Source organism: Bordetella sp. 02P26C-1 (genome assembly GCF_009763255.1).
Lineage (GTDB): Bacteria > Pseudomonadota > Gammaproteobacteria > Burkholderiales > Burkholderiaceae_B > Bordetella_A.
Window position 1 is genome coordinate 124,753 of the sequence record NZ_WSJB01000019.1, and the last position, 23,112, is coordinate 147,864.

General features: G+C 61.4%; 26 protein-coding genes. 18 read left to right on the forward strand and 8 right to left on the reverse strand.

Annotated elements, in window-relative coordinates:
* Window positions 1-65: 65 nt before the first annotated feature.
* The 4 genes from GOQ28_RS11615 to GOQ28_RS11630 form a co-directional block, all read right to left on the reverse strand.
* Window positions 66-2,456 (reverse strand): DUF3141 domain-containing protein, encoded by a 2,391-nt coding sequence (locus tag GOQ28_RS11615; RefSeq protein WP_160356556.1) that lies wholly within the window; start codon window positions 2,454-2,456, stop codon window positions 66-68.
* Window positions 2,457-2,666: 210 nt separating this feature from the next.
* Window positions 2,667-3,305, reverse strand: coding sequence for a glutathione transferase (yfcF, locus tag GOQ28_RS11620; protein WP_160356622.1), 639 nt, complete (start codon window positions 3,303-3,305; stop codon window positions 2,667-2,669).
* 105 nt (window positions 3,306-3,410) lie between these two features.
* Window positions 3,411-3,740: a DHCW motif cupin fold protein gene (locus GOQ28_RS11625; RefSeq protein WP_160356557.1), complete on the reverse strand. Its 330-nt coding sequence runs from the start codon at window positions 3,738-3,740 to the stop codon at window positions 3,411-3,413.
* A gap of 15 nt (window positions 3,741-3,755) precedes the next feature.
* Window positions 3,756-4,241: a GNAT family N-acetyltransferase gene (locus tag GOQ28_RS11630; protein WP_202109699.1), complete on the reverse strand. Its 486-nt coding sequence runs from the start codon at window positions 4,239-4,241 to the stop codon at window positions 3,756-3,758.
* 179 nt (window positions 4,242-4,420) lie between these two features.
* On the opposite strand from GOQ28_RS11630, the gene GOQ28_RS11635 reads away from it, so the two are divergent.
* Window positions 4,421-5,140 (forward strand): AzlC family ABC transporter permease, encoded by a 720-nt coding sequence (locus GOQ28_RS11635; protein ID WP_160356558.1) that lies wholly within the window; start codon window positions 4,421-4,423, stop codon window positions 5,138-5,140.
* Window positions 5,137-5,481, forward strand: a complete 345-nt coding sequence (locus tag GOQ28_RS11640) for an AzlD domain-containing protein (RefSeq protein ID WP_442862100.1) — start codon at window positions 5,137-5,139, stop codon at window positions 5,479-5,481. The genes GOQ28_RS11635 and GOQ28_RS11640 overlap by 4 nt, the downstream gene beginning before the upstream one ends.
* A 34-nt stretch (window positions 5,482-5,515) precedes the next feature.
* On the opposite strand, the gene GOQ28_RS11645 is transcribed toward GOQ28_RS11640, so the two are convergent.
* On the reverse strand, window positions 5,516-6,994 hold the full coding sequence (locus GOQ28_RS11645; protein WP_160356559.1) for an inorganic phosphate transporter: 1,479 nt from the start codon (window positions 6,992-6,994) through the stop codon (window positions 5,516-5,518).
* A 148-nt stretch (window positions 6,995-7,142) separates the two neighbouring features.
* Here GOQ28_RS11645 and mog point away from each other — a divergent pair, with 148 nt between their 5' ends.
* The 3 genes from mog (at window position 7,143) to GOQ28_RS11660 (ending at window position 9,104) form a co-directional block, all read left to right on the forward strand.
* On the forward strand, window positions 7,143-7,778 hold the full coding sequence (gene mog, locus GOQ28_RS11650) for a molybdopterin adenylyltransferase (protein ID WP_160356560.1): 636 nt from the start codon (window positions 7,143-7,145) through the stop codon (window positions 7,776-7,778).
* A gap of 112 nt (window positions 7,779-7,890) precedes the next feature.
* Complete coding sequence (locus GOQ28_RS11655; protein WP_160349297.1) at window positions 7,891-8,229, forward strand: hypothetical protein; 339 nt, start codon at window positions 7,891-7,893, stop codon at window positions 8,227-8,229.
* 5 nt (window positions 8,230-8,234) lie between these two features.
* On the forward strand, window positions 8,235-9,104 hold the full coding sequence (locus GOQ28_RS11660; RefSeq protein ID WP_160356625.1) for a peptidoglycan DD-metalloendopeptidase family protein: 870 nt from the start codon (window positions 8,235-8,237) through the stop codon (window positions 9,102-9,104).
* A gap of 70 nt (window positions 9,105-9,174) precedes the next feature.
* Here GOQ28_RS11660 and infA read toward each other — a convergent pair whose 3' ends face one another.
* Window positions 9,175-9,444: a translation initiation factor IF-1 gene (gene infA / locus GOQ28_RS11665; protein ID WP_160356561.1), complete on the reverse strand. Its 270-nt coding sequence runs from the start codon at window positions 9,442-9,444 to the stop codon at window positions 9,175-9,177.
* Between the two features lie 524 nt (window positions 9,445-9,968).
* On the opposite strand from infA, the gene phnC reads away from it, so the two are divergent.
* The 3 genes from phnC to phnE are packed head-to-tail and all read left to right on the forward strand — an operon-like array spanning window position 9,969 to window position 12,655.
* A complete protein-coding gene (gene phnC, locus GOQ28_RS11670; RefSeq protein ID WP_160356562.1) occupies window positions 9,969-10,811 on the forward strand; it encodes a phosphonate ABC transporter ATP-binding protein in 843 nt (280 codons plus the stop codon).
* A 29-nt stretch (window positions 10,812-10,840) separates the two neighbouring features.
* Window positions 10,841-11,818: a phosphonate ABC transporter substrate-binding protein gene (gene phnD, locus GOQ28_RS11675; RefSeq protein WP_160356563.1), complete on the forward strand. Its 978-nt coding sequence runs from the start codon at window positions 10,841-10,843 to the stop codon at window positions 11,816-11,818.
* 42 nt (window positions 11,819-11,860) lie between these two features.
* A complete protein-coding gene (gene phnE, locus GOQ28_RS11680) occupies window positions 11,861-12,655 on the forward strand; it encodes a phosphonate ABC transporter, permease protein PhnE (RefSeq protein WP_160356564.1) in 795 nt (264 codons plus the stop codon).
* Window positions 12,656-12,704: 49 nt separating this feature from the next.
* Here the strand turns inward: phnE and phnN are convergent, their stop codons facing one another.
* Together phnN and GOQ28_RS11690 are read right to left on the reverse strand one after the other, a co-directional pair.
* Window positions 12,705-13,316: a phosphonate metabolism protein/1,5-bisphosphokinase (PRPP-forming) PhnN gene (gene phnN / locus GOQ28_RS11685; protein WP_160356565.1), complete on the reverse strand. Its 612-nt coding sequence runs from the start codon at window positions 13,314-13,316 to the stop codon at window positions 12,705-12,707.
* Window positions 13,317-13,318: 2 nt separating this feature from the next.
* Window positions 13,319-14,056 (reverse strand): DUF1045 domain-containing protein, encoded by a 738-nt coding sequence (locus tag GOQ28_RS11690; RefSeq protein ID WP_160356566.1) that lies wholly within the window; start codon window positions 14,054-14,056, stop codon window positions 13,319-13,321.
* A 194-nt stretch (window positions 14,057-14,250) separates the two neighbouring features.
* Here GOQ28_RS11690 and phnG point away from each other — a divergent pair, with 194 nt between their 5' ends.
* From phnG to purE, 10 genes are all read left to right on the forward strand, one after another.
* Complete coding sequence (phnG, locus tag GOQ28_RS11695; RefSeq protein WP_160356626.1) at window positions 14,251-14,730, forward strand: phosphonate C-P lyase system protein PhnG; 480 nt, start codon at window positions 14,251-14,253, stop codon at window positions 14,728-14,730.
* A 1-nt stretch (window position 14,731) separates the two neighbouring features.
* Entirely contained in the window at window positions 14,732-15,346 is a 615-nt protein-coding gene (phnH, locus tag GOQ28_RS11700; protein ID WP_160356567.1) for a phosphonate C-P lyase system protein PhnH, read from the forward strand.
* Window position 15,347: 1 nt separating this feature from the next.
* Complete coding sequence (locus tag GOQ28_RS11705; protein ID WP_160356568.1) at window positions 15,348-16,475, forward strand: carbon-phosphorus lyase complex subunit PhnI; 1,128 nt, start codon at window positions 15,348-15,350, stop codon at window positions 16,473-16,475.
* Window positions 16,472-17,365 carry an alpha-D-ribose 1-methylphosphonate 5-phosphate C-P-lyase PhnJ gene (locus GOQ28_RS11710; protein WP_160356569.1) on the forward strand — a complete coding sequence of 298 codons (894 nt, stop codon included), beginning with the start codon at window positions 16,472-16,474 and terminating at the stop codon, window positions 17,363-17,365. Before GOQ28_RS11705 ends, GOQ28_RS11710 begins: the two co-directional genes overlap by 4 nt.
* Window positions 17,362-18,138, forward strand: coding sequence for a phosphonate C-P lyase system protein PhnK (gene phnK / locus GOQ28_RS11715; RefSeq protein WP_160356570.1), 777 nt, complete (start codon window positions 17,362-17,364; stop codon window positions 18,136-18,138). Before GOQ28_RS11710 ends, phnK begins: the two co-directional genes overlap by 4 nt.
* Before the next feature lie 105 nt (window positions 18,139-18,243).
* Window positions 18,244-18,960, forward strand: a complete 717-nt coding sequence (gene phnL, locus GOQ28_RS11720; RefSeq protein WP_160356627.1) for a phosphonate C-P lyase system protein PhnL — start codon at window positions 18,244-18,246, stop codon at window positions 18,958-18,960.
* A 3-nt stretch (window positions 18,961-18,963) separates the two neighbouring features.
* Window positions 18,964-20,151, forward strand: coding sequence for an alpha-D-ribose 1-methylphosphonate 5-triphosphate diphosphatase (locus GOQ28_RS11725; protein WP_160356571.1), 1,188 nt, complete (start codon window positions 18,964-18,966; stop codon window positions 20,149-20,151).
* Window positions 20,152-20,271: 120 nt separating this feature from the next.
* On the forward strand, window positions 20,272-21,336 hold the full coding sequence (fba, locus tag GOQ28_RS11730; RefSeq protein WP_160356572.1) for a class II fructose-bisphosphate aldolase: 1,065 nt from the start codon (window positions 20,272-20,274) through the stop codon (window positions 21,334-21,336).
* Window positions 21,337-21,424: 88 nt separating this feature from the next.
* Window positions 21,425-22,306: a phosphoribosylaminoimidazolesuccinocarboxamide synthase gene (locus GOQ28_RS11735; RefSeq protein ID WP_160356573.1), complete on the forward strand. Its 882-nt coding sequence runs from the start codon at window positions 21,425-21,427 to the stop codon at window positions 22,304-22,306.
* A 264-nt stretch (window positions 22,307-22,570) separates the two neighbouring features.
* Window positions 22,571-23,092 carry a 5-(carboxyamino)imidazole ribonucleotide mutase gene (gene purE, locus GOQ28_RS11740; RefSeq protein WP_160349284.1) on the forward strand — a complete coding sequence of 174 codons (522 nt, stop codon included), beginning with the start codon at window positions 22,571-22,573 and terminating at the stop codon, window positions 23,090-23,092.
* The last annotated feature ends 20 nt before the right edge of the window (window positions 23,093-23,112 follow it).

The following is a 23,112-nucleotide window of genomic DNA, read 5'->3' on the forward strand; positions in this document are numbered from 1 at the left end:
CGAGCGTCCGGCAGGCGTTAAAAAACCAGGCACTGTGTGCCTGGTTTTTTATTGCGCGCAACGGCCTAACTTTTCGTACGTTTGCGCACTGTCGTCTTACGTGGGGACGCGGATGCGCGGCGCTTGGACACTGCTGCACCCTCGGCCGTGAGTTCCGGGCTGGGCACGGCTTCGGCGGTCTCGGACCCGAGCGGCGCGTTCTTCGTATGACGTGATGCCCGCTTTTTGCCGGTGGGACTGCCACTCGCCATCTGTTCGCGCGCCAAGGCGCGTTGCGCTGCCTCGCGGAATATCGTCTCGACTTCCTCCAGGCAGGCGCGTGCGCGTTCGCTCAATGGTCCCGTCGCTTCCAGCACATGACGCATCGTGCCAAACGCATGGCGGATCTCGTCAGCCGACGCACCCTCCAACAGCTTGGGCATCGCTTGCAGCGCGCCCTGACGGTCCAGGCGCATCATCAGCGCCTGATCGCGTGCCACGTCTTTGAATTCCTGCAGCGCGAGATTGGCATCGGCGTCAGCGCGCATTTTGCGCAGCATCGCGAAACTGCGTTCGTCGAAGCTGCCCTCCGCGCTGGAGACATAGAGCATCATGCGGATCGCCGCCTCGCGCACGCCACCTTTATCCAGCTGCGAGCGCAATTCGGCCGCGCGCTGGTCCATGAATTCACGGTGTTCTGGCGAAACGCCTGGATGCCTGCGTGGTGGGTCATCGCGCTTGGCACCGTTCAGGCCGGCCCAATCCTGCACCAACGGCGAGCCATAGATGCCCATGAACCATTGTTCGCCCGCCGCATCGCGCAGTTCCTGCCAGAAATTAAGGCCCGTCACGATGCTGTTCGACATCATCCGCTCCATGACGACGAACGGGTTGTCGGCTGCCACCGGCCGGCGGTTTTCACGTGCCTGCTGCGCCATCTGGGCGACCGGCGCGACCCACGGGTTGCGATCGGAAATCAGTTCATAGGGCAGACGCAGCGGATGCATGCGCTGCATCCATTCCGCGCTTTGCGGCGTGACCATCGCGCGTACCCACGGTTGAACAAAGCTGCGGTACAGACCCAGGTTGATATCGGAAATCCGCGACACCGCCGCAAAGCGCCGGTCGTCTTCCTCATTCCGATCGACGATGGCACGCACATCGTCGAGCTTGCGCCGCGCGAACGACACCACGTAATCACCCGGCGCCAGATCGGCATTAAGCGTCTCGGGCGTCTTGTCCGCGATTTCGGCCTGATAAATGCCAGGTGGCAACACATCGATCAAATCGATGTTCGCGGTGAATTCGGTATGTTCCTTACGCGCGACCGAGCCGGAAACGAAGATGCCCAGGTGGCCAATGCTTTCGTGAACGGCGTAGACGATGGTCTGCCCATGGGCCACGACTTCCGCATCGTCCTGGTACAGATCGGGGATCCAGCCCAGCGCCTGCGGCGGCGGCGTGATGTTATCGCCCTTGGAGCAAAACACGATGATTGGCGACCGGATATTGCGCAGGTCGATGCGGATGCCGTCAGAGGTCACCAGCCCCGCCGTGGACAGACGGTTACCGATAAACAGGTTGTCGACGATGTACTGAATCTCGGGGCCATTCAGAAACACATGGCCGCCCCACCAGCGCTCGAAGTCCAGGTATCGCGACGCCTCGGTGTCCACTTTGGCGTACAGGTTGTACTGTTTACTCCATAGCGTATTGGCCGGATTGAGATTCTCGAAATTTTGTACAAGCCAGGCGCCATCAAACTGGCCGTTGCCCAGATCGCTGGTCATGGCCGTCAGCCAGCTACCTCCCAGCAACCCGCCGCTATACCGCATCGGGTTCATGCCGCGCCAACCGGCCCAATACGATAGGGGCGCCCCCGCGACAATAATTGGCCCAAACAGCTCCGGTCGCATCGCCGCGGTCATCATGATTTGCCAGCCGGCCTGGCAATTCCCGACCACGACAGGCTTGCCCTCGGATTCGGGGTGCAGTGCGATGATTTCCTCAAGGAATCGCGCTTCTGCCCGCATGACATCCTCGACCGTCTGGGTTTCGGTGGGCTGCGGCAGAAACGAGGCGAAATAGCAGGGGTGACCTGCTCGCACCGCGACGCCGATTTCGCTTTCCGGTTTGAACCCCCCAATGCCCGGGCCGTGCCCCGCGCGCGGGTCCACCACCAAGAAGGGCCGTTTCAGCGGATCGGCCGGCACGTCATCAGGCGGCACGATGCGCAGGAGTCCATAATTCACCGGTCGCTCGAATTCCCGGGCATCCAGCACCAGCTCGGACTTCATACTCAGCACGTTGGGATGACGCTTGGCCATGTGGCGCTGATACTGATTGCCGCGCTGACGCATGACATCGGCGTACAGCACACTGCGTTGCAGCGTATCTACTGTGTAATCGTAGGCGGCCGTCCAAGGATTGGCGGACGGCGAGGCAGGAGACTGTTGATCGTTGGTGGGTTTGGCCACGGCGATCTCCGATTGGTATAGACGCGGGACGCGGCTATAGGGGGATGGACACTTTACGGACAAACACCATTACAGCGCAATAAATGCTGCGTTGCAACATGGGGGTGAGGCAGGTATCGCAGAGCGCCATCGGCGTCGCGAAGGGGCGCCGCTCTGAGGCGCGGCGCGCACGCGCTCCCGGGCTTAGCGGGTGGAGGATTGAGCTCCGGCTTACCGGGCTTCCTGATTGAGCTTCAGCCAAGCCTGAACGGGCGGACGCTGCCATTGCTCGTCGGCATAACGCTGCAATGCAGGGGGCAGCTCATCGTCGCCTGCGAGGCGTCGCAGCATAAGGGCGAGTTCGGTATCGGCGATGGTCCACCGATCGAATAACGACGGCTGGCCCTCCGGCAACAGCGTCTGGGCCACGCGCAGCAGCTTCGCGGCCGCCGCTTCGGCCGCAGCGCTCAGTGGCTCGACAGCTGCGCCGTGAAACACCACCTCCGTCGGCCGTTCCTCGCGTAGCGCGCCCAGATCGCTGCGCAACCAGGCTTGAATCTGACGCATACGGGCGCGTGCCTGGGCACTGTCCGGGAATAGCGCCGCATATTGCGGAGCCGGGAATACCTCTTCCACGTACTCGATGATCGCGCTCGATTCGGTCAGATGAAACCCCTGGTGCGTCAACGCTGGCACACGCGCCGTCAGGGCGCGGCTCGCATACGGCCGCAGCCGCTGTTCGCCGGCTTGCAGATCGATCATCCGCAGTTCCACGGGCAGTCCTTTTCCGGCCAGCGCGACGTAAGCGCTCATGGCATAAGGACTGAGCAATCGGGCATCCACGTAAAGCGTCAAGGGCGCATCAGACATTTCAGGCAAAGTTACCGTATCGTTCGCGGCGAGGTCCCCTCATGGCCGCGAGACGGCCGCATCCGTCTCGCGCGCTAAGTTAGAGGGTAAACGAAAATGCCTGTGTCAATCTACGATGAATAGACGCGCGCCGATGGGCGTGGACGAACGGTGTGCCTCGGCCTCATCGGCGACTTGGTAGCTCATGCCGGGCACCAGCACGAAACGGCGGCCATCTTCGAGCTCGGTGTGCAGCTCGCCCTCCAGGCAAAACAAAATGTGTCCCTTGCTGCACCAGTGATCCGCCAGATAACCGGCGGAATAGTCCACCATGCGCACGCGGATATCGCCGAACTGGCAAGTCCGCCAATACGCCATGCCGGTTTGGCCGGGGTGCTCAGTGGGTTCGATCGTGTGCCAGTCCGTCGTGCCGAACGGAATTTCTTGCATTTTCATGTTGCGATTCCAAAGTTATGCGGGAAATTTCTTTTGCCAGAACATGGCTTGTCCGGTTTCCTCGGCCAGGGCATAGCCTTCAAAGCCTGCCTTGCGATACAGCGCTTTGGCAGGTTCATTACCTTGCAGGACTTCGAGCGTGATCTTGCAGCAGCCACGGGCTTGCGCGACCTCGTCCAACTTCGACAGTAGCGCTTGAGCAATTCCCATGCCCCGAAAGCGCGTGGCTACCATGAAGTCATGCAGGTTCAACAACGGCCGGCAAGCAAACGTCGAGAAACCCTCGAAATAGATGGCCAGGCCTGCCGGTTCGCCGTTTTGCAAGGCGATCAGTGCGCCCGCGGTGGGGCGTTTCGCCAGCTCCTGGATCAGGTTTGCGCGTGCATAGTCCGACAGCGGCTCGCTGCCGCCCATGGGATCGCGCGCGTACTCGTCGAGCAAGGCCAGCACCATGTCGCCATGGGCGCGAAGATTGAAATCAGCGTGAATAATGGTGAGCAAGATGAAATCCGAAATAACAGCCGCGTACGCGAAAATCCGCTAGTGGGGCAGAGCGCGTATTATGCCGCCCCTGGCGGGTAAACTGCTTGTGACCGTATGCCTCGCATGTTCAGGTCGATCATCCGTGCGTGTCCCGGATCGTACCTGTCCGTTTGCTTCTGTTGTGCCTGGAGTGTTTCATGTCTCGATCGCCTGCCCGGCAGCCGCAGCCCGCCGTGCCGGTAACCGGCCCTGGCTGGTCCGGACTCAAAGCCTGTGTGCCCATCATGATCGGCTACTTTCCCGTGGCGGTGACGTTCGGTATCGCGGGTTCCGCCACCGGGTTGTCGCCGCTACAAGTGGTGTTGATCTCGGTCATCGTCTATGCCGGGGCGAGTCAGTTTTTGCTGCTGGCGTCGATCAAAGCCGGCACGCCGTGGCTATGGGTGGTGGCATTGTGCTCGCTCTTGAACGCGCGCCACTTGCTATATGGGCCGTTGTTGTCGCGGTTCCTGCCCCCACGGCTCGCCACGCGGCTGCGGATCGCTTTTCTGTTGACCGATGAGGTCTTTGCCACGGCCTTGCACCGCTTAGAACACGTGACGCCTGAGCATCGAGGACGCTGGATGGTGATGCTCGGGTTGGGCGCATGGCTGACTTGGATCACCGGAACGGCCGTGGGTGTGTTTGCCGGCGACAGTCTGGAACACCACTTCCCGGTGGTGGCTCAGGTGATGCGATTTGCCTTGCCCGCCTTGTTCATGGCCCTGGTTTGCCAGACGGTCACACGCGAGTTGCGCGCCTCGATTTTGGCGGCCCTGGCGGTGGGTGCTGTGTGCGCGGCGCTGGGATACACCACGCTGGGCATCGTGGCCGCGGCTATCGCGGGCTGCGTGACTTTCCGTTTGCAAAACGCATGATGATGGGCAATACGCTTGAATTCTGGGTCGCGGTGGTCGCGATGGCCGTGATCACGTATCTGACGCGTTCGCTGCCTTTTTTGTTATCGCGGCGCCGCCAGCCGCTGCCTGGCGCGGCTGGACGCTCTATGTTCACCGCGTTAGGTCCGGCCCTGCTAGCGGGCATCGCGACCGCGGTCATCGTGCCGGATATTCTCGCGCTCGAACCGGGTGGCGAGATTCTGCCCTATGTGGGCGGACTGCTCGCCACAGCGCTGTGCGTCAAGCGCTTGGGAAACGCCGGGCTGGCCGTGATCTTTGGCGTGATCGTCTACGGCGTCCTGGTGGTGCTGGCGAGCTGAGTGCCGCGCGGCGGGCAGATTCGCCCGCCCATTGCTAGCCCGCGATCTGCAAACCGACCCAGAACAAGCCGGCGGCCAGCAGCATCGACGCCGGTAAGGTCAACACCCAAGCCAGCAGGATGGTGCGTATCGTGCTGCTATGCAGACCGCTCTTGTTGGCGACCATGGTGCCGGCCACGCCCGAAGACAAGACGTGCGTGGTCGAAACCGGCAGGCTGAATACGTTCGCCAATCCGATGGCGCCCACGGCAGTCAGTTGTGCCGACATACCTTGCGCGTAGGTCATACCCTGTTTGCCAATTTTCTCGCCCACGGTCAGCACCACACGGCGCCAGCCGACCATGGTGCCGCTTCCGAGCGCCAGCGCGACGGCGACGATCACCCAAAACGGCGCATACTCGGTGGTCGCCGTCAGATCGGCGCGCAGACGGTTCAGGTCCTCGCGGTCATGGCTTTCCAGGCCTTCGAGCGAGGCGACTTTCTTGGCGGTGTCATCCAGGCACAGCAGGTAGCGACGAACGGTGATGCGCTTGTCGGCGGGTAGCTCTTGATAACGTGTGACCCCCGTCAGCTCTTTACGCAGCGCGTCGATCGTCGCCAGTGTAAGCTGAGGATCGCAATGAAACTGCTCCGGCAGATGGCTGCTGTCGTGACGGTTGCTCGACACCGCGAGCAAGTGGTCGACGGCGTTCTGATTGCGCATGTAAAACGCCTGTAAGTGTGTGGCGGCATCGCGCGTACGGTCGATCTGATACGACGTGCTGTTTTCGTTCAGCACAAACTGCGCCGGCACGATCCCAATCAGCACCAACATGATCAGGCCGATCCCTTTCTGACCGTCGTTCGATCCGTGCACAAAGCTCACGCCCATGGCGGACAACACCAGCACCAGGCGGTTCCAGAATGGTGGGTGTTTTTTGGAATCCATTTGCTTGCGCTGCTCGGGCGTCTTGTGCATTTTGGACGTTGGCCACCAGCGTTTGAACAGCAGCAGCAGGCAGCCGGCCACCAGGAATCCGGCAATTGGCGAGACGACCAGGGACAGGCCGATGTCCATGGCCTTGCCCCAATTCACCCCATCTGCGATGGGCACATCGGTGATCAGCGCATTCGCCAGGCCCACGCCCAGAATCGAGCCGATCAACGTGTGCGAGCTGGAGGCCGGGATACCGAAATACCACGTGCCCAGATTCCACGCGATCGCCGCGGCCAGCATCGCGAACACCATCGCCAGTCCGCGGCCTGTGTCCACGTTGATAAGCAGCTCCACGGGTAGCAAATGCACAATCGCATAAGCCACGCCGACGCCACCCAACAACACGCCCAGAAAGTTAAAAATCCCGGACATCATCACCGCCAGATGCGGTGGCATCGCCTTGGTGTAAATCACAGTGGCCACAGCGTTCGCCGTGTCGTGAAAACCATTAATGAATTCGAAGGCCAGGACGAAAGTGAGGGCTAGGACCAGGCTGACGCCAATCCAGAACTCTAAGCCGGAGAAGAGATGAAACATGGGGGAGGGGGATGATCGGGCGGTGAGCGTAGGCTGAATTATTGCAGATTTATGGGCAGTCACTTACGGTTTCCTGACTCAGAACGAGCCGCTGACCCGCTGCCCGGATAATGCGCTAGCATTTCGTTTTCGATTTTTTACGCTGGCTATGTCATTGACCACACAACCGTTAGTCCGCCGCCATCCCGACGACCTTCTGGTGGGGCTGGTCTCGATTTCCGATCGTGCCACCTCAGGCGTGTATCAAGATGAGGGCATTCCAGCCTTGAAATCGTGGCTGGGAACTGCTCTGTCGTCGTCCTGGCAGGCCAGTGAACGTCTGGTGCCCGACGAGGCCTCGGCCATTTCGGCGGCCCTGATCGAGCTTGTCGATGTAGTTGGCTGCGACCTGGTGCTGACTACCGGGGGCACCGGCCCCGCGCGCCGCGACGTGACGCCCGAGGCGACGCTGGCGGTAGCGACCAAAGAAATGCCGGGATTTGGCGAACAAATGCGGCAAGTCAGCCTGCATTTTGTCCCCACCGCCATTTTGTCGCGGCAGGTGGCCGTGATACGTGAGACGGCCGACCATGCGGCCCTGATCATCAATTTGCCCGGCCAACCCAAGGCCATCCGCGAGACGCTAGAGGGCCTGCGAGATGCCGAGGGCAATGTGCTGGTGCAAGGCGTGTTCGCCGCGGTGCCATACTGTATTGATCTTATTGGCGGGCCTTATTCGGAAACGCATGACGCTGTGGTCAAGGCCTTCCGCCCGAAGTCCGCGCGTCGCCCGCCGGCGCAGTGATCCACGCCAGTGCCCGGCCGGCTGACCGGCGTGGGGCACGTCCCCCGTGCGCTATAGTTGGCCGGATGGCCATTTTGGACCGCGCCGCCACATCCATTGGGAAGACTGCTTTATGAATTTCAGAGCCCCTGTCGCCATCGCCGGCTTGCTGATCCTGGCCGGTTGCGCTTCGGTCAAAGACGTCGCCAAACGCGAACCCGTGTTTTTTGGCTCCACCACGCGGACTGCTGCCGACTATGTGCAGTGCGTGGATTCAGCCTGGAAGGGGCTGGATACTCAGGCCATACGCCAGCCTATCCATAATGGTTACCAGCTCGTCGTGGAAGGCATGGCGGGCGTCGAGGTTGTGTTGAAGGCCGAGACATGGAAGGGCAAGACCGAGGCCAAGATGTACACCCGCGTTCCGCGTCTGAGCACGGCCTTGGCCGAGGCGGCAAACCTGTGTCTGTGAGCCGAATGCGCGCGACGACGGTCAGTAAACGATTCGCTTGGCTGGCGCGGGCGCTGGTGGGATTGACGCTGCTGACGTCTACGACAGCGGCGCTGGCCGAAGGCTATATCAGCCGCAAGCTCAATACGCCGGTGCCTGGGGGCGTGGCCGTCGTGCCGTTGGGCGCGGCGCCGCATGCGCCGACCGTCAACTATGACGGCCGCCGCGTGATGGTGCTGCGCGATAGCGACGAGCAATGGATCGCGGTCGTTGGCATTCCATTAAGCGTGCGCCCGGGACGGCAGACTGTGCAGGTTCAGGGCGGCAGCGCATTGCCCTTCGACGTGCGCGCCAAGGAATATGTCGCGCAGCACATCAAACTAAAGAATAAGCGGCAGGTCTCGCCCGATCCCGAAGATCTCAAGCGTATTGAACGCGAACTTCACGCGCAGTTGGCCGCGTATCGCACCTTCAGGGACGGGGTCACGCCTAGCAACGTGATATTGGACCGGCCCGTGGAGGGCGGACGGCTGTCGAGCCCGTTCGGGCTACGGCGGTTTTTCAACGGCGAGGAACGCAATCCTCATTCAGGGCTGGACTTCGCCGTGCCCACCGGTACGCCCGTCAAAGCGCCCGCGGCCGGGCGGGTCGTGCTGGTCGGCGATTATTTCTTCAACGGGAAAACCGTTTTCGTCGACCATGGCCAGGGCTTTATCAGCATGTTCTGCCACTTGTCCGCGATCGACGTGAGGGTCGGCGACGAGGTCGCTCGCGGGCAGACCATAGCGAAAGTCGGCGCCACCGGTCGCGCGACCGGGCCGCATTTGCATTGGAACGTGAGCTTGAATGACGCGCGGGTGGATCCCGCGATTTTCATCGGCGCGTGGAAACCCTAGCAGGGCGCTTGAGCCTCGCCGATGTGTGAGGTGCGCCCGCGTCGCCGGGCCACCGTCACGACGCCCGAGATTAACGATGGGGGCGGTGGTGCGCGGGACGCGGGGTGCTGGGCGCGCGCTCGTCTTTGTGACGGAAATTAATGCGGCCCTTGGTCAAATCGTAGGGCGACATTTCTAGCGTGACGCGATCGCCAGCCAGGATACGAATACGGTGTTTACGGATACGGCCCGAGGCGTAAGCGCCGACTTCGATACCATTGTCCAGTTTCACGCGATAGCGGCTATCAGGCAGAACTTCGTCCACAATGCCGTCAAGTTCGATCAGTTCTTCTTTTGCCATGTATGAATCTCCTTGGTCTATACGCGCGTAGGCCGCGTAATCGGCTGTGAACGCGTGGGCCCGAACAAGCTCGGGCTAAATGGGACAGCTATCGTCCCGGCAGGTCGGGTACGGGCCGGAATTCCTGGCGGAACCCGGGGCGGGTACACACGTCCGTCTAGGGCGAAACGCGCGAAATGCGCGGCTTGGTCGCGATGGCACTAAAGAGGCGCGTCATCGGAAGAAGCGGGGTCGAACGCCCTGTGTGGTACCCATACCGCCATTCGCGGGGCTGAAAATCCAGCCGGGACGCTTTCACACAGAACACTGCTAATGGTACCGCGATCCTGGCTTTTTGACCAGGGTTTTCCCGTATTTGCTGCCTGTTTGTCGTTTTTATGGCGGGGCACTACGCCGGAACTATGACAGTGATGTGGCGGCGGAGGAGCCGCGCAGCCGAATTTGCCTTGCCGGCCCCATGCGTCGGTCATCACCTTGTCACGCCGGCTGAACAGACTACCGCCATGGTTCAAACGGGGGTTCATATGATCGATGCGATCGAGGTGCGCGGCCTCAGCAAGTCTTTCCGCGCCGGCCACAAGGCTTTGGACGAGGTGAATCTGAGCGTGGCACCCGGGGAAATGGTGGCCCTGCTCGGCGCTTCGGGGTCTGGCAAGTCGACCTTGCTGCGGCATTTGGCCGGTTTTGTGGCGGCCGACCGAGGTGACAGCTACGTGCGCGTCAATGGTCGCGAGGTGCAGCGAAACGGCCGGATCCACCCGAAGGTGCGTCAGGTCCGAGCGGAGATCGGGTTTGTCTTTCAACAGTTCAACCTGGTGGGGCGTCTGCCCGTCATCACCAATGTGTTGGTGGGCATGCTGCCACGCGTGCCGATGTGGCGCAGTCTGCTGCGCCATTTCCGCCATGACGAGGTGCGGGTCGGAATGGAAGCGCTGGCTCAGGTCGGCATTGATCACTACGCACGCCAACGCGCCTCAACGCTATCGGGCGGACAACAGCAACGCGCGGCGATTGCGCGCACCTTGGTGCAAAACGCGGGCGTCATTTTGGCCGATGAGCCGATTGCTTCGCTCGATCCGGAGTCGTCTCGCAAGGTGATGGACACGCTCGCGCATATCAATCGCACGCGCAAGGTGGCCGTGGTGGTGTCGTTGCATCAAGTGGATGTCGCGCTGCGATATTGCCCTCGTGTAGTCGCCCTGCGTCACGGCCGTGTGGTGTACGACGGCCCGGCCGCGGCGTTGACCGAATCGATGCTACGTCAACTGTATGGCGCGGATGTCGCCGAGTTGCTGCCCGTGGAAGGCGGGCGGCTCGTGGCTTCGCCTCCCTCTTTGGCCGCGCAGCCGATGGCTGCTGCGGCGTGAACGTCAATTTATTCCCGGAGCTCAATTCCATGCTACGCAGGACTTTCCTCGCCCTGACCGCGGCCGCCACATTCTCTTCGGCCGCGTGGTCGGCAGATGTCAAGCCCTTGAATTTCGGCTTCATTTCCACCGAGTCGTCGACCAACTTGAAATCGGCATGGCAACCTTTGCTCGACGATTTGAGCCAAGCGTTGGGTGTGCCGGTGGTTCCATTCTTCGCCTCCGACTATGCCGGCATCATCGAGGGCATGCGATTCAACAAGGTGCAGCTGGCTTGGTTTGGCAACAAGTCGGCGATGGAAGCGGTCGACCGCGCCCAGGGCGAGGTATTCGCCTCGGTGATCGACGGGGATGGCAACCCGGGATACTGGTCGCTGCTGCTGGTGCATCAGGACAGTGATCTGCACACCTTGGAAGATGTGCTCAAGAAGGGCGGGCAACTGAGCTACGGCGCGGGCGATCCGAATTCCACCTCTGGCTCGCTGGTGCCGGGCTACTTCCTGTGGGCCGCCAATGGCATTGATCCAAAGAAATTCTTTAAATCCGTGCGCGCGGCCAACCACGAGGCGAACTTGCTTTCCGTCATCAACAAGCAGGTAGATGTCGCCGTCAACAATACGGAGATGCTGGAGCGGTATCACCGCAGTACAGGCAGAGATGCTCGCGACAGCGTGCGTGTGTTATGGACATCGCCCTTGATTCCGGCCGATCCCATCGTGATACGCCGCGACGTCCCGGCTGACCTGAAAAATCGGATTCAGCAGTTTCTCGTCAACTATGGAAAGGGCGTCAACGCCCAGCACGAACAGCAAGTTCTCGCCAAGCTCACGTATCAGGGCTTTCGCGAGTCGAGCAATGCACAGTTGATCCCCATTCGCCAGATGGAGCTGGCCAAGCTCAAATTGGCGATAGAAAAAGACACCACCTTAAGCGCGTCCGACAAGCAAGTTCGCCTGGCCGAGCTGGATCAACGCCTGGCCGCGCTGAATCAGACTGCCGCACCGTAGCTGGCGGTGGTGTCTGGCTAACTCTTTCTACGGATATCTTCTATGAGCGTTGTTCTGACTCCCGCGCGGGCGCCTGGTGGCGCGCGGTCTTCTCTGCCGAGCTTACTGGTGTGGGCAGTGGTGCTGGGGCTGTTGATGCTGTCCTGGCGCGGCGCGGATATGCGGCCGCTGGACCTGGTGGCCGAATCCGGCAACATGGCGGCATATGCGGCGGATTTCTTTCCGCCGAATTTTCGCGATTGGCGTATGTACATGAGCGAAATGCTGGTGACCGTGCAGATCGCACTGTGGGGGACTTTTCTCGCGATTGTCGTGGCTGTTCCATTGGGGCTGCTGTGCTCGGCCAATATCGTGCCCGCCTGGATCTATCAGCCGGTGCGTCGCCTGATGGATGCTTGTCGCGCCATCAACGAAATGGTGTTCGCGATGCTGTTTATCGTGGCGGTGGGCCTGGGGCCCTTCGCCGGCGTGCTTGCGCTGTGGGTGCACACTACGGGCGTTCTGGCCAAGCTCTTTGCGGAAGCCGTGGAAGCCATTGATCCGCGTCCGGTCGAGGGTGTGCGCGCGACCGGGGCGAACGCGCTGGAGGAAATCGTATACGGTGTCATTCCTCAAGTGCTGCCGTTGTGGACCTCTTTCGCGCTGTACCGATTTGAATCCAATGTGCGATCGGCCTCCGTCGTCGGCATTGTGGGCGCAGGCGGTATAGGCACTGTCTTGTGGGAGATCATACGCAGTTTTCAGTATGCCGAAACCTGCGCAGTGATGATCATCATTATCGCGTTTGTCGTGGCGATTGACCTTTTGTCGGCGCAGATCCGCAAAGCGTTGATATGAACGCCATACGCGCAGGCGGATGCCTGCGCGTATGGCCGAAAATTTGCCTTCAGGTGGCGAGGAGGTGTCGGACGGTCGTCAGCAACCGTTGCGCCGCGTCTTGTGGCGAGCCCTCATTCGCCAACCGGTTGATCCGACAACCCTCGGGCGCTCGGTACGGATGGATCCCCTGCCGCAGACGCGAGGCGATCTGTTCGGGGTTTTCGCGCGCTCGGTGGGCAAGGCGCGAGGCGAGAATTTCGGGGCTTGCGGTGATCTCGATGGCGTTCAGGCGGGGGTAGCGCGCATGCGCGATCGGCAAATGATGACGAGATCCGTTGACGATCACCAAGGCTTTGCTTGCCAGCCACGCGTCGATTTCGATGCCTATGCCGTAATGCAGTCCATGGCTTTGCCAGTGCAAGGCGAAACAGCCTAACTCCCTTCGGCGTTGAAACTCCGAAGGGGTGAGCGGAACCGAAGATTCATCGTCGCTGCTGGCACGCGTGATGTAGCGATGCGCAGTGAGCACAGGCTCATCGGGTTGCAGCATCGCGCGCATCAGACGCAGCAGCGTATCTTTGCCGCTACCGGAAGCGCCCATGAGGTAAATCAGGCGCTGCCCCTGGCCGGCCAGCGAACGCGCTGGCGCATGCGACACGGAGAAACCGGTAATCGACATTTCTAAACGTCCCCCATAAAACGCGCGCCCGAACCGTCGCGGATCGACCCATCGAATCCATAGTGCCTGGCGACGATGAAATCGGCTCCGGGCTCAGGTTCGACATAGACACTGATCGCGTTGACATGCATGGGTATTTGTAAGGTGGAACCGCCTAGTGCGGCTAATTGCGTTTGCGCTGCGTGCATCGATCTGTCGTCCAGGAGATCGGTTAGCGTAATGTGAAAGGTGAACATATCGAAGACGTATGGATATCCCCAGCGCTCCAGCATTTTGCGTTGTTGTGGGCTGAGCCTCAGGGAATTGCGTCGGGCCAGTTCATTAGCGTCGGCTGGCGCACGGAAGTCGTCCAATTCGGCGACCACGGTTTGCGCCAGTGCGTTGACGCGACAACGGCCTCGCAAATCCGCGCAGCACCACGCGAGAAAGCCGCGCAAAGCCTGAAGTTGCAAGGGCAGGCCGAAGGGTGCCTGGCGTCGCGCGAGCGCCCCGACAGCACGGTTTAACGCGCCCGGTGTTTGATCGTCGCGCAGCCGGAAAGGGGGCTTGAGCGTGGCATGCAAGCCATAGCGGCGCGGCGTGCGTGTCCAACTGTCGATGCGAGGGTCGGCTTCAACCATGCGAGAAAGGACTGTGCCGGTTTCCTCGCAACGGCCGAGCCATCGGCGCCCCAGGTCCCGCCATGCTCCCGTTGGAGCCAAATAGACGGCATAGCGATATGCGGATAGAGGTGTATTCATGTGCGCCACCATATCGCTGTCGTATGACAGCGGGATGTCCGAATGACGGTTATGCCACGCACGGCACAGCATCGCTCTGAATCGATGTCATGAAAGCTTCACGTCGCGGTGATGTACTAAGCGCCGTTCGTCATTGTTCGGCACTCATCATCACCGCGATGATGCAAGCCGACTTCACAGAGGAAGCACCTGTCATGCATCCGTCGACCGGCCACACCGCCGTTTCCGATCCATCGCACACCGCGCGCGCATCCTGGATGCGCGTGCTCGCCCTGGCTGATTCCCACGCGCTGAACCATGCCATGCAGTCCCTGGGGGCATTGCCCACGCATCACACATTGCGCGCGCCGGAGGCGGGCATGGTGATGGTGCGGGCCCGCGCGGGCGGGACGGGGGCGCAATTCAATCTTGGCGAGATGAGCGTGACGCGCTGCGCGATCAAGCTCGAGGACGACACCATGGGTGTGGCCTACGTGCAAGGACGAGGGCACCGTCATGCCGAACAGGCCGCCTTGTTGGATGCGTTATTGCAACGCGCCGATTGGCATGATCGCGTACAGGCCATGGTCGTCGAACCGCTGGCGCGCGCGCATCAAGATCGCCAGATTCATCGTGGCCGTCTGGCCGCACAAACCCAGGTGGAATTCTTCACCATGGTTCGAGGAGAGGATTGATATGTTGAGCACTCAGACCTCGGTGGCGCCGCCGCCCGTGGCGGGTTTTGTCGATACCGTGGCGCAGTCACAGCAGACCTTTCGGTCGGCGTTGCAGGCGCTGGCTTATCCCGGGCGCGTTGTCGATATCGCTTCGCCACCCGCTGTGCCGCCGGGCCTCTCGCCCGCGATGGCGGCGCTATTGTTGACCTTGGCCGACGCCGATACCCCGGTCTGGCTGCCTGCTGGCATCAGCGAGTCGGTACATCAGTATCTGCGTTTTCATTGCGGCTGCCCGCTGGTCAGCGAACCGTTACAAGCGCGCTTCGTCGCGGTGCCCTCTGGGTATGAGATGCCCGAGTTGGCACATTGCTATCCCGGCGTTGCAGCCTATCCGGATACCTCCGCAACCGTGCTACTGGATGTCGAGTCGTTCAGCGCGACAGATGGGGCGATGGTCTCGCTTAAAGGGCCTGGGATCGAGAGCTGTCAGCGTCTTGCCGTACGCGGGCTTCCCGTTGATTTTTGGGATCAATGGCAAGACAACCGGCGTCTGTTTCCCATGGGCGTGGATATTTTCCTGACCCAAGGCGACTGTCTATGCGGCCTGCCGCGAACCGTCAGCCTGGAGGCTTGATATGTACGTTGCCGTAAAAGGGGGTGAACGGGCGATCCTCAACTCCTACCGTCTGCTCGATGCCTATCGTCGGGGCGATACTGATGTGCCCGAACTCAGCGTGACGCAGATTCAGGAGCAAATGCCCTTGGCTGTCTCGCGTGTGATGTCGGAGGGCGCACTCTACGACCCCGAGCTGGCTGCATTGGCCATCAAACAGGCCGCAGGCGATTTAATAGAAGCCGTGTTTTTGCTGCGCGCCTATCGCACGACGTTGCCCAGATTTGGCTACTCGCAAGCGATAGACACGGCACGCATGTGCTTGTCTCGTCGGATCTCTTCGACATTCAAGGATGTGCCGGGCGGGCAGATCCTTGGGCCCACTTATGACTATACGCAGCGACTGTTGGACTTCACGCTGCTTGCCAACGGCAACGCGTCATCTGCCAGCCCGTTGCCGCCGGCCAGCCAACCGGTGGCGGCTTCAATGCCCCGGGTCACCGATCTACTTCAGCACGAAGCACTGATCGATCAAGAGTCTCGACCAGCGAACGACGCAGAACCTTTTGATCTGACCCGGCAGCCGCTGAGCTTTCCCGCCGGGCGCGATGCCCGTTTGCAAAATCTGGCGCGCGCCGACGAAGGCTTTCTACTGTCCATGGGCTATTCCACACAGCGTGGCTATGGCAACACGCATCCTTTCGCCGCCGAGATCCGCTACGGATCCCTGGAAGTGGAGCTCTTTGTCGAAGAGCTCGGGTTGACGGTCACGATTGGCCAGATTGAAGTGACCGAATGCCAGATGGTCAGTCAGTTCAGCGGCAATCATCAAGAGGCGCCAAAGTTCACCCGGGGGTATGGATTGACGTTTGGCTATGGCGAGCGCAAAGCCATGTCCATGGCACTGATGGACCGAGCGCTCAAAGCGGCTGACTTGGGCGAGGCGGCCGACTCACCCGCTAATGATCACGAATTCGTGCTTTATCACAGCGATAACGTCGAAGCGTCTGGGTTCGTTCAGCACTTGAAGCTGCCGCACTACGTGGACTTTCAGGCCAACCTCGAATTGCTGCGCCGATTGCGCGCCGAGCATACCGCCGCGCAGGCAACGGCCACGCCCAACGTTCTAGTCGATGAGGTTTCAACATGAGCACTGTCAGCACGCCGGTGGCGCGCGATCCCCATTACAACTTCGCCTATCTGGATGAATCGACCAAGCGCATGCTGCGCCGCGCGCTGTTGAAGGCGGTGGCGATCCCCGGCTATCAAGTGCCCTTCGGCAGTCGTGAAATGCCACTGCCCTATGGTTGGGGCACAGGCGGCATTCAGGTCACGGCCGCGATCATAGGCGCGGATGATGTGTTGAAAGTCATTGACCAAGGGTCCGACGACACGACGAACGCCATCAATATACGACGCTTTTTTGGTCGTGTGACGGGCGTGCGCACCACTGAGTCCACCCGCGACGCCACGATTGTGCAGACGCGGCATAGGATTCCCGAAACCCCGCTGCGCGAAGGGCAGATCATGGTGTATCAGGTGCCTATCCCGGAGCCCCTGCGTTGGCTCGAACCCAGTGAAAGTGAGACGCGTACCATGCACGCGCTGGCGGAATACGGGGGCATGCATGTCAAGCTGTACGAGGATATCGCTCAGTACGGACACATCGCCACGACTTACGACTATCCCGTCATCGTCAATGGCCGCTACATGATGCGGCCGTCGCCCATCCCGAAGTTCGATAACCCCAAGCTGCACCGCAACCCGGCCTTGATGCTGTTTGGCGCCGGGCGCGAAAAGCGCGTGTACGCCGTGCCTCCCTACACCGATGTGAAAAGCCTGGACTTCGAAGATCACCCGTTTGACGTCGGGCAATGGGATCAGTGTTGCGATCTTTGCGGCTCGACGCACAGTTTCTTGGACGAAATCATTCTCGACGATCGTGGCACGCGCCGATTCGTATGTTCGGACACGGAGTTTTGTGCGGGACGACGTGCACAGGGGCATACCGGTGCGCAACAGGCGGAGGTCGCGCGATGAACGCACAGCCTTTGCTTTCCGTTCGCGACATGACCTGCACCTGGGATGGGCTACATGGTTGCCACAACGTCCATTTCGATCTACATCCCGGCGAAGTGCTGTGCGTGGTGGGCGAATCCGGCTCAGGCAAAAGCACTTTGCTGCAAGCCGTATCCTGGCAGGTGCAGCCCGAATCCGGCAGCGTCTGGTACGACACCCGCGAACGCGGTTTCGTGGACCTGGCGTCTCTGTCGGCCGCGCATCTGCGTATGCTGGCACGCACGGACTGGGGTTTTGTGCGCCAGAATGCGCGCGACGGCCTGCGCATGCAAGTCAGCGCTGGCGCCAATATCGCTGAACGCCTCATGGCAGTAGGGCAACGCCACTATGGCGGACTGCGCGATACCGCCAGCACCTGGCTAGAAAAAATGGAGATCGATGCGGCGCGTTTGGATGATGCGCCGGCGGCTTTTTCCGGAGGCATGCAGCAGCGTCTGCAGATCGCAAGAAATCTGGTGACCTCGCCTCGCCTGGTCTATATGGACGAGCCCACCGCGTCGCTGGACGTCTCGGTGCAAGCCCGTTTACTCGACCTGCTGCGTCATCTGGTCGCCGATCTGAGTCTGGCCGCCATCGTGGTCACGCACGATCTCGCTGTCGCGCGTCTGCTGGCGCATCGCACGCTGGTCATGCGACAGGGACGTGTGGTCGAAAGCGGGCTTACCGACCAGATTCTGGATGATCCACAGCATCCCTATACCCAATTGCTCGTGTCTTCGATTCTACAGAGCTGACCCATGATCGAATCCCTTTCCCTATCGAACGGGCCCGCCAATGCAATGGCCCCAATCGGTGAGCCAATGCCGCGCTCAACGCCGATGACCGCGGCGCGAACGCCGATGACCGCGGCGCGAACGCTGGTGCAAGTCGCGGGGCTGACCAAGACGTTCACCTTGCACAATCAAGGCGGCCTCCAGCTCCCCGTGTTGAATTCGGTCGACTTCCAAGTGGGATCGGGCGAATGCCTGGTGCTTTCCGGCCCGTCCGGCACAGGCAAAAGCACCTTGTTGCGCTGCCTCTACGGTAACTACTTGGCCACCCAAGGCAGCATTCGCGTGCGCGATGGCGGTCAATGGTGCGACCTGACCACCGCGCCTGAACACCAGATCCTGCGACTGCGCCGGTACGTCATTGGATATGTGAGTCAGTTCTTACGGGTTATCCCGCGCGTCAGGACCTTGGACATCGTGGCCGAGCCCTTGCGTGATCGCGGCGTGGACGCCGATACGGCCAGGGACGAGGCGGCCGTTTTACTGCGCCGATTGAATGTGCCTGCACGGCTGTGGGACTTGCCGCCCGCGACGTTTTCCGGGGGGGAACAACAGCGCGTGAATATTGCGCGCGGCTTGGTTGGCGGACACGCCGTCCTGTTACTCGATGAACCCACGGCTTCATTGGATGCGGATAACCGCGCCGTCGTCGTCTCCCTCATCCGCGAAGCTGTCGCCGCTGGCCGCTGCCTGATCGGCATCTTCCACGATGAGGCGGTTCGCGACGCCGTCGCGACCCGTGTCCTGCCCATACAGCCCGCCCTTGCCGCGCCCAACCTGGATTAAGCCATGTCCTCCTTGTATCTGACTCATGCCCGGATCGTTCTGCCCGATAGCGTGCTCGAAGACAGCGCGTTGCTGATCGAAGACGGCTTCATCAAGGCCATCGAGCCGCAAACCGTGCGCGGTGCAACGATGCTCGATATGCGCGGGCAGACCCTGTTGCCGGGCCTGATCGATGTGCACTGCGACGCCATCGAGAAAGAGGCCGAACCCCGCTCGAAAGTCCTGTTTCCGCTGGATTTCGCGGTGGCGCAAGTCGACCGCCGCAATGCGGCAGCCGGGATCATGACCCCCTACCATGCGCTGTCTTTTTCCAACAGCGAATGGGGCGTGCGCAATAACGAGACAGCGGCCCGCGTTGTGCGGGCGATACGCGCCTTTCGCGGCCAGGGCCTGGTGGACAACCGCGTGCATTGCCGCTACGAAATTACCGACGCCGCGGCGTTGCCGGTGCTGGAGCGTCTTCTGGAGGAGGGCGCCGTCGATCTGTTGTCTGTCATGGATCATTCTCCCGGGCAGGGGCAGTTCAAATCGCTGGAATCCTATGTGCAGTACATGATGGGCAACCACGCGTACAGCCGCGATGAGGCCGAACAAGTGGCGCGCGAGAAATTGCAATCGCGTGACGGGGCAGCGGAGCGCGTCAAGGTTCTGCTGGCGCACGCGCAGGGCCGGGGCGTGCCGACCGCCAGCCATGACGACGATACCGTGCAGCGCGTGGTCGCCATGCGCAGTCTGGGCGTATCAATGAGCGAATTTCCCATCAACCTGGATACCGCCAAAGCCGCCGTCTCTTGCGGCCTGCCCACGGTCCTGGGCGCGCCGAATATCCTGCGCGGCCAGAGCCAGAGCGGTTCCATGCGGGCGATCGATGCGGTCCGCGCTGGCGTGGCCGGCATTCTGTGCTCGGATTATCAGCCTTCGACCCTCATCGCCGCGGCTTTTCTGGTCGCCGCGCACACCGACCTGACACTGCCGCAGGCGGTCGCCCTGGTTACGGCCAATCCAGCCGACGCCTGCAGGCTCAACGATCGTGGCCGGGTGGCGGTCGGGTTGCGCGCCGATCTGGTGGCTGTGACGCTGCTACGGGATCTGCCGATGGTGACGCACGCCTGGTCAGCCGGGCGGCTGGTGTTTTCCTCGCACTACCGTGTGCCGGTGCGCCAAATGGCCCCGGAGCTGGTCCCGGCCTGACAATTTTCCAGATTTGACACCTCCAGTGACACGCGGTCTGCCGTGGACGACGCAATCCCAGCTAAAATCCCGGTATTCCGCAAGGCTTCCCACTTATTTTTATCACTCAGGAGGACCACAATGGCCCTAGTCTCCATGCGCCAGCTGCTCGATCACGCTGCTGAGCACGGTTATGGCATTCCCGCTTTCAACGTCAATAACCTGGAACAAGTTCAGGCCATTATGGAAGCGGCTGCCGAGACCGACAGCCCGGTGATCATGCAGGCTTCCGCCGGCGCGCGTAAGTACGCGGGTGAAGGCTTCCTGAAGTACCTGATCCAGGCCGCCGTGGAATCGTATCCGCACATCCCCGTGGTGATGCACCAGGATCACGGCCAGTCGCCCAAAGTCTGTCAGGGTGCCATCGACCTGGGGTTCTCCAGCGTCATGATGGACGGTTCGTTGAAAGAAGACGGCAAAACCATCGCCGACTACGACTACAACGTTGACGTGACCAAGCAGGTCGTCGATATGGCGCACAAGCTGGGCGTGACGGTCGAAGGCGAACTGGGCTGCCTGGGCTCGCTCGAAACCATGATGGGCGACAAGGAAGACGGCCACGGCGCCGAGGGCACCATGACCCGCGAACAGCTGCTGACCGACCCCGAGCAAGCCGCCGATTTCGTGCGCAAGACGCAACTGGACGCGCTGGCCATCGCCATCGGTACCAGCCACGGCGCCTACAAGTTCACCCGCAAGCCCACCGGCGACATCCTGTCGATCGCTCGCATCAAGGAAATCCACAAGCGCCTGCCGAACACCCATCTGGTGATGCACGGCAGCTCCAGCGTGCCGCAAGAGCTGCTGGCCGAGATCCGTGAATTTGGCGGCGACATGAAGGAAACCTACGGCGTGCCGGTCGAGGAAATCCAAGAAGCCATCAAATACGGCGTGCGCAAGGTCAATATCGATACCGATATCCGCCTGGCCATGACCGGCGCGATCCGTCGCTTCTTTGCCGAGAACCCCAGCAAGTTCGACCCGCGTGAATACCTCAAGCCCGCCCGCGCCGCCGCCAAGGCGATCTGCGTGCAGCGTTACACGCAGTTCGGCACCGCCGGCAACGCCAGCAAGATCAAGGTCAAGCCCTTGACCGAGATGGCCGAGCTGTACGCGGCAGGCAAGTTGGCGCAAGTCGTACAATAAGCCCGTAGCTGTTCGTCGCAGACGCCGCCCAGCTGGGCGGCGTCTGCGTTTACAGTAATCTATGCTTCTTTCGCCATAGGCCCGATCCGTGACTTCCGCTTTGCACCAATCCAGCATCAAATCCCTGCCGCTCCTGGGTCGCGGCAAGGTCCGCGATATGTACGCCGTGGGCGACGACAAACTGTTGATCGTTGCTTCCGACCGTATTTCGGCGTTCGATGTGATTCTCGACGACCCGATTCCCGGAAAGGGCCAGGTTCTGACCGAGCTGACCGACTTCTGGCTCGGCAAGCTCGCGCATATCCTGCCGAACCATTCGACCGGTGTGAAACCGGAGGACGTGGTGGCCACCGATGAGCTGGACCAGGTGCGTGGTCGTGCGGTGGTGGTCAAGCGTCTGAAGCCGATCCTGGTCGAGGCCGTGGCGCGCGGTTACCTGATCGGCTCCGGCTGGAAAGACTACCAAGCCACGGGCGCGGTGTGCGGCATCAAGCTGCCGGCAGGTTTGCAGCAGGCCAGCAAGCTGCCCGAGCCCATCTTCACGCCCGCCGCCAAGGCTGAGTTTGGCCTGCATGACGAGAATGTCGACTTCGCGCACGTGGTCAACGAAGTTGGCCAGGAAATGGCCGAACGTATCCGTGATGTCACGCTGCGCTTGTACACCGAGGCCGCCGAGTTCGCCGCGACCAAGGGCATCATCATCGCCGACACGAAGTTCGAATTCGGTCTGGATGAGGATGGCACGCTGCACCTGATGGACGAAGTGCTCACGCCGGATTCGTCGCGTTTCTGGCCGGCCGACGGCTATCGTGAAGGCATCAGCCCCCCGTCGTTCGACAAGCAGTTCGTGCGCGACTGGCTGGAAACCCAACCCTGGGACAAGACCCCGCCCGCACCGCGCCTGCCGCAGGACGTGATGGAAAAAACCGCCGCGAAATACCGCGAGGCGCTGGATCGTCTGGTGGCCTGACGGGGCAGTGGAGGGCGGCTGACGTTCCTTCCGTTTGAACGCACAAAAACAGGGCTGCGCGCCCTGTTTTTATTGGTGGCGGTCAGAGGGTGAAAAAATCTCTGACTGGCTGCTGCGCACGCACACGGCATGCCGCACTATGGCGTCCCTCGGCCGAGGTTTATTGCCGGCGCGCATGGTCGCTCCGCATTGGCGGGTAAAATACGCGGTTTCCCGCCGCATCGCGCTTTCGCGCGGCATCTTCTGGCTCTGCCACTTTCAGCTATGACGACGACTTCTTCTGCCTCCGCACCCGCGACGCCTGTGGTGGGCGTGATCATGGGTTCCTCCAGTGATTGGGACATCATGAAAAACGCCGTGGACATGCTCGAGGCTTTTGGCGTGCCTCATGAAACGCGCGTGATTTCCGCGCACCGCATGCCCGAGGATATGGCGCAGTACGGCGCGGCCGCGCGATCGCGTGGCCTGCGCGGCATTATCGCTGGCGCCGGCGGCGCGGCACACTTGCCCGGCATGATGGCGGCACTGACCGAAGTGCCCGTGTTCGGCGTACCCGTGCCGTCGCGCTATCTGCGCGGCGAGGATTCCCTCTTGTCCATCGTGCAGATGCCTAAAGGCGTTCCGGTTGCCACCTTCGCCATCGGCGAAGCGGGCGCTGCCAACGCGGCTTTGCACCTGATCGCGACCCTGGCAACCACCGATGATGAGCTGCATCGCAAACTGGTCGCCTTCCGCGCCCGCCAGACCGAGGCCGCCCGTAACATGGTGGTTCCCCCTCAGCCCTGACCTTGCCACTGCCCGTATCT